Raw genomic sequence first — 6,216 nt, 5'->3', positions numbered from 1 at the left:
GGGCAAAGTTTCCAAATGTTCCCCCGCCCACTGCGCCAGCAACCCTAATGCTTGAGCTTCGGTGAGTAACCCGACTTCATGCCCCTGCGCCCCGAATCCGGTAATCAATGCGGCATCCCGAGTAGTCAGCAATAGCTGACAATTCGACCCTAAAACATCAAATGCCGCAGCATGGTGCATCTGCCAGACATCATCTAAAATCAACAAACAGGCTTTATCGGCCAGCAATTGTCGGAGTTCCCCTTTCCCCTGGGGGATATCTTCAAAATAGGGACGATATCCCAGGAGGTAATCGGCAATATCGATTTGTCGCGTCACTATATCGGGGGTTTGACCCAGGGTCACCCACATCACCCCATCGGGAAACTTTCGCCACACTTCCTCATCTTGCGCGACTGCGGCAGCTAACAGGGTTTTGCCGATGCCACCCATCCCCTGCACCCCCACGCGCTGGGAAACCCCGGTCATTACCAGTTTCTGACTCTCGTTTCCGAGGAGTTTCTGCTTGATTTGGGCCAGTTCTTCCGGGCGAGGCAGGAATTTAGGCGGGAGATTGGGGACGTTGTAGAGGGGGGCAATCCGATTTCCCTGGGAGTCGGGTAATTCCGGTTTGGGGTGTCGGGGGGATGGCTGCATCTGTGCCAAGATTTGTCTTAAGAGGCGAATCTGTTGTTGGTTATCTTGGCCTAAAGCGGTTTCGAGTTCCCTGAATTGGGCGTTGAGTTCGGTTTTATTGGGCAGTTCGTCGAGCCGATCGCATATATGCCGCAATATCCCCACGGTTTCTCGCTGTAAGTCCAACAGCATCTTTTTAAATGCCTGTTTCCCCAGGGCGTCATCTGCCAAGACTTTCCGCAGGTTGGTGGCAAATTTCTCGTTCAGGTGACGGGCGATCGCCTGAATTGCCGGTTCATACTCTGCCACATCTGCCCCCAAATGCTGCTGCATCAACCCTCGGACGACAATTTGCCACTGCGGTTCGTCTAATACCCGCAGCTGGTCATATTCTCCGGCATTGGCAGCAAAAGCATAGCGAATCTGACTCTCATCCAGGGTGGATAAGTCTTTCTCGGCAAGTTCGCTGGGCTTAGTTTTCAGCCAATACTCAACGGTTTTATCTGCCAAAGCGCGTAATATCTTCTGCTGCGATTTGGTAAACTCTTTCTCATCGGCAACAGTGCGAATCCCCAGGGCGATCGCCAGTCCCGTTGCCTTCCCTAAGTCTTGATTTTTTAATATATCGGGATTGTTGTTTAATACTTTATCGACTAATGCGCCGACATTATTGGCAGTCATTCCCGATAGCACATTGGCGAGGAAACCGGAAAAGGCAATGGCATCCACGGCATATTTTGCGGCTAAAATTCCAGCAGCAGGACCGCAACCCAAGGCCGCTAATGATAAAATCGCCGTGCCACCGATGAGCAGTTTTTGGGTCTTCAGTAAATCGAGGGGGTTTTGCATGGCAATAGGGTTGGGAGAGGGGATTTTCGCCTAGTTTGGGTATAGCATAAAATCACCCCGAGGGGTAGCAACAACCGGCGGGTAGCAACAACCGGCGGGGGATAAATCCCCTTACAAGAGTAGTTTTTTACGCACATAGTGATTTCCCTTACGAACGGTCCCCGGACCTTGGCAAGGGGAGGGTTAGGGTGGGGTTCACGCGCAAGTGGCGATCGCCACTTGCGCACTGCGATCGCTCATAGTGATTTCCCTTACGAACGGTCCCCGGACCTTGGCAAGGGGAGGGGACCGGAGGTGCAGTTAATCGTAAGGCAAATCACCATAAGCATAAAAAACCTACCCCCGCCGGTTGTTGCAACCCCGCCGGTTGTGGCAACGGGTGCAAGATGTCAGGAGGCCGGAAATTTCGGGTCTCTTACTTCTTCTCGGGCAAGTTCCTCGGTGGGATATCTCGCCCTTCGTAGAACCGGCGTTCTAACTTACCTAATCCCCACCAGAGCGCACTTAGGACCAGGGTAATGCCGGTGGAAATGGCCACGGTGGGAACGGTGTTTTCGGTGGTGATTACGGTTAATAAGGGGGCGGTTATCCAGGCGATCGCAGCTAAAATTCCCGCCAGTTCCCGCAGTTTCTGGATGCGGCGCAATGCTGTGGAACAACTGCGGCAATGGATGGTGTGGGAATGATAGCGATCGAGTAACTCTTCGCGCGATCGCCTTGTTCCAAAGGATTCTCCCGGAAAGGGATCAGCGTCATACTCATTCACCCATTTCCGAAATGCCAAGACAAACAAATCCGCTTTTGTGGGCAAATAAAACGCCTTAGCGACTTTCTCACTCCCTCCTGCTGCCTCTAAATATCGCTCTTGATTGTATAAAAAAATCTGGTCATCTTCCAAAATGGCATTCTGTCCAATATGAGAATACCATTGCGGCGTTAATTTAATCAAAGTTCCTGGAACTTTTGAGGCAAACTGAAAGGGAAATCGGGCAAATAATCGACATTCTCCCTTGCGAATTGGAGTCGCATAAACGACTGTCATCGTTCTCCCAAATTGCTTGGAGGTGAGGTCATGCCACATCAGTCCCGGTGCAACAAAATGAGTCTGCTGACTGCCTAATGTGCCTTTGCGCGGTCCTTCTTCCCAGAATCCTTGAAATCCTTGTTTTCCTGATGCTATCACCTCCAATTCAACCTTTCCGGCATTGGCACGGTTACCGACGGTGCGATGATGGGTATAGGGGATATGACTGGCATCCAGAACGTTTTCTAACAGAGTGAGGGCATCATAAGGTAAGTCGCGAAAGGTATTCAAACAAACCCACTTTTCCGGGGATTCTTCCAATGGGTCAATCAAGGGAACTTTTGTCTGTGGTGCATTCTCGGGATTTCCGGCATACACGAATAATAATCCCTGATGAGCTACGGTGGGAAAGTTTCTCACACAGGCTCGTTCTGAATGTTCGCCTGTGCCCCCCTCATTCTGCTGGGGAATATTTTCGCACTTGCCAGTTGCGGAAAAAGCCCATCCATGATAGGGACATTCTAACCAACCTTTTTCATTAATTCTTCCCTCCGATAGAGGTGCGAGACGGTGGGGACATTTATCTTCAAATGCCCGCCAAGATTGCCCAGTTTTATCCCACCAAATGGCTAAGTCTACCTCCAATAGGGTAAATTTCATGATTTTGGACGGGTCCAAATCTTGGAGATAATAGACGGGATACCAGGCTTCCCGAACATCAAAGCGATGGGGGTCATTGCCTCCGGGTTCAGAGGTTAAAGAGGGTGCGGTTTCTAAGGCGATCGCCTCGTTTACTATCATTATGATTTCAGTTAGGTTTGCCCGATAATTGTCCGACGGTTTGCTATTCTAATTTTAGCAATGTTAATCCTCTGAATGGACAAAAAGTAGAAAAAAAAATGAACAACCCCAATGATGCCAGAAGATTCGCCCCGGCGACTCAACGCAACCGTGAACCGATTTTAAAGGTGTTGCGTCGGGTTCTGCCGCCAACTGGAACGGTGTTAGAAGTTGCCAGCGGAAGTGGTGAACACGCCATCTTTTTTGCCCCTCGTCTCAAACCGCGATTCTGGCAACCGAGTGAAGCAGAACCGATATTACGGGAGAGTATTCTCGCCTGGATGAAAGAGGTGCGATCGGACAATCTTTTCCCTCCGATTCCCCTGAATGTTGCCGAGTCGGTTTGGTCGATTGAATCCGCCGAGAATCCGATGGTGAATTTATCGGAGATTACGGCAATAATTGCTATTAATTTAATTCATATTTCTCCGTTTACGGCTACTTTAGGATTGATGGCGGGGGCGGGTCGAATTCTACCTGTGGGGGGAATTTTGTACCTGTATGGTCCTTATAAACGAGGGGGAAAACATACGGCCCCGTCGAATGAAAGTTTTGATGAAATGCTGCAACAGCAAAACCCAGAATGGGGGGTTAGGAATTTAGAGGAGGTGGAGGCAGTTGCTCTTGAAAATGGCTTGAATTTACTGGAAATTGTGGAGATGCCTGCTAATAATTTATCGGTGATTTTTCAGAAAAATGATGGGTGAAATAAGGTGAAAACCCCGCACCATTAAGGGTGGGTCTATACTAACAAAGCCCTGACCTAACCCCCCAACCCCCTTCCCTCAGAGGGAAGGGGGAGAAGAGGAAGAAATGGGTTTTTAGTAAAAGTAGGGTGGGCAGTGCCCACCCTACAATTGCTAATAAATTAAGACTGAATATCTGGCTCAATAAACTGATTATTGGCCCGGATAAATTGTGCTGTACCTTGATTGGTAATCACTAACCAGGGTTTGCCAGTGCGATCGCCTTGGACTGGATTAGTATAACTGGGATGACGGGTGACGAGACTGCCGCCTGGGAGGGTACTTTCCACGGGAAATTCAAATCCTGGGCCGCTACGGGCATTTAATCCGCCTTGGGTGACAATCCTCCATTCCTGCCAGTTGCCGGTGTTAAAATCCCCAGCAGGACTGACAGGAGGCGGGGAAACTCGGGTGGGTAGGGTAATTCCGGCGACGGCGCGATCGATTGCGGTTTGAGTTTGCTCTCCGACAACCCCATCGACAATCAGTCCCGATTCCGCTTGAAAGGCTTGTACTATCTCGGTGAGCAGAGGGCCAAAGTTTGGGTTAAAACGCCCGATGTTATATCCTAACTTTTCTAATTGCATCTGTAATTGTTCGACCTGCGAACCTGTATCACCTTGTTGTAATGCCATCTGTTTATTAACCTCTAGTGTTGATTCAAAATGACGGGTAATCTCAAACATTTCCCCATCTTTTCCCATTTTAGCGATTATTTCTGAGTTCGGAGTAAGGGAAAAAATGAGGAATAAAAAGGAAATTTTTCCGATGTTTGTAGTAACGACTGAAGTCGTTTCCACTCGTCTGGACGAGCACCCTCCTACCCAACGACCCAATTCCCGAGAGATTCATTGGAGTCGAAAAAGTCCTCAGATTCAAGGGCGATCGCCTCGGATTTGTCCGACTTGGTTGTGGGGGAGAACACTGCCGGAGAAAACATCTCCCACATCGTTCGTAAGTAGGGAACAAATAAATCGTACTCTTCAAATGTGAGCCGATCGCGCAATTGTTGTCCTAACAGGTTGAGCATTTGCCTCACCAATTCCCACTGCACCCCCAAGGAGGGATAGAGCATCACACAGAGGGGAAATAACTCCTGTTGTACCGCTGCAATACTTTGTTCGAGTACACAAGCCCACAGATACACTTGGAACATCTCGACATCGCGAAGGCTGGATTTGCGGATTTGTTCATTATTCAGGTAACCGTTGTTACTTCGATAGCGGGGATACAGTTCCCAAATGCGATCGCAAATTTCCGTGGCAATCACCGAACTCACCGGCAGCAGTTTTCTCACCGCCTGCAAGGGAGCGTCATCCCACTCTAATTTTGCTGCTGCTTCATAGACCCGTTGCAGAGGTAAATTTAAGTATTCCTGAATCACCCGAAAATACCCTTCCAGTTGCGATCGCTCAGTCGGGGAAACCTGCTGCAACAACAACTGCCCAGTGTAGTAAAATTGAAGATTAACAAAGGCTAGAGTCAGAGGTTCCGAAGTCGCTTGCACTTGTCGCAATTTGCCCAAAATCGGAGACATAGACCCGGCCAGTTGTTGAGGAGATTTCCCTTGAATATACAGTTCCAGCGCTTGGCCATAAATTTGATGGGTTTTCGCCGCAATTTCCCAGGAATTGAGATATTGGGAGTCAATGGAATGCTGTTTTAAACTGGGTGCTAAGAGGATTTCAGTTTTTGACCAGCCTTGAGCGATACATAAGCGCAACGACTGCCGCAGGGAATCCCCCACACGTTCCCGCGTCATCAACTCAGACTCATCCACACCAGTGCGATCGGCCCAGTCCTCTTCCTCTTGGGACTCCAAATCGAGCTTCTGCACATATCGCTTCGCCCATTCTTGTGCGAACGACTTGACCGGAGCAACTTCGGGCTCAGAAGAGCATCGAACATAACGAGCATAACGTCCAGAGATCGGTGTATTCATCAGTTTGACTGTCTTGGTGATTGAGTGGGGGGTCAGGTTAAAGGGGCAAGTTAAATGTTTTGATACTCCCTACGGATAAATCCGAGGGATTCTTAAAGAGTCCAAAGTCGGACTTTTAAAGGCGCAATCAAAACACCTCTACTGACTCCATTGAGATTGAACCCCAATTTTGCCGCTACTTTTCTCAAAATATTTGCCGC

At 49.1% G+C, this 6,216-nt stretch carries 5 protein-coding genes; 1 reads left to right on the top strand and 4 read right to left on the bottom strand.

What is annotated here, in order from left to right; translation table 11 throughout:
- A partial coding sequence (locus J0895_RS20095; protein ID WP_242541444.1) for an NB-ARC domain-containing protein occupies positions 1-1,464 on the bottom strand: 1,464 nt, incomplete at its 3' end.
- Between the two features lie 415 nt (positions 1,465-1,879).
- Entirely contained in the window at positions 1,880-3,289 is a 1,410-nt protein-coding gene (locus tag J0895_RS20090; protein ID WP_207089778.1) for an aromatic ring-hydroxylating dioxygenase subunit alpha, read from the bottom strand.
- A 98-nt stretch (positions 3,290-3,387) separates the two neighbouring features.
- Between J0895_RS20090 and J0895_RS20085 the strand changes: the two genes are divergently transcribed.
- Positions 3,388-4,035: a DUF938 domain-containing protein gene (locus tag J0895_RS20085; RefSeq protein ID WP_207089777.1), complete on the top strand. Its 648-nt coding sequence runs from the start codon at positions 3,388-3,390 to the stop codon at positions 4,033-4,035.
- Between the two features lie 161 nt (positions 4,036-4,196).
- Here J0895_RS20085 and J0895_RS20080 read toward each other — a convergent pair whose 3' ends face one another.
- Together J0895_RS20080 and J0895_RS20075 are read right to left on the bottom strand one after the other, a co-directional pair.
- Positions 4,197-4,709, bottom strand: coding sequence for a peptidoglycan-binding domain-containing protein (locus J0895_RS20080; RefSeq protein ID WP_207089776.1), 513 nt, complete (start codon positions 4,707-4,709; stop codon positions 4,197-4,199).
- Positions 4,710-4,894: 185 nt separating this feature from the next.
- Positions 4,895-6,016, bottom strand: coding sequence for a hypothetical protein (locus tag J0895_RS20075; protein ID WP_207089775.1), 1,122 nt, complete (start codon positions 6,014-6,016; stop codon positions 4,895-4,897).
- Positions 6,017-6,216 lie beyond the last annotated feature (200 nt).

It is taken from the genome of Phormidium pseudopriestleyi FRX01 (assembly GCF_017313335.1).
GTDB classification, from domain to species: Bacteria; Cyanobacteriota; Cyanobacteriia; order Cyanobacteriales; family Laspinemataceae; genus Laspinema; species Laspinema pseudopriestleyi.
Note: the sequence above shows the minus strand (reverse complement) of the source record. Positions and strands in the feature narration are given on the sequence as shown.

Excerpts from the sequence above, each read along its gene's own strand:
- J0895_RS20080 (WP_207089776.1), bottom strand. The coding sequence starts at position 4,709 with ATGGCATTACAACAAGGTGATACAGGTTCGCAGGTCGAACAATTACAG.
- J0895_RS20085 (WP_207089777.1), top strand. The coding sequence starts at position 3,388 with ATGAACAACCCCAATGATGCCAGAAGATTCGCCCCGGCGACTCAACGC.
- J0895_RS20075 (WP_207089775.1), bottom strand. The coding sequence starts at position 6,016 with ATGAATACACCGATCTCTGGACGTTATGCTCGTTATGTTCGATGCTCT.
- J0895_RS20090 (WP_207089778.1), bottom strand. The coding sequence starts at position 3,289 with ATGATAGTAAACGAGGCGATCGCCTTAGAAACCGCACCCTCTTTAACC.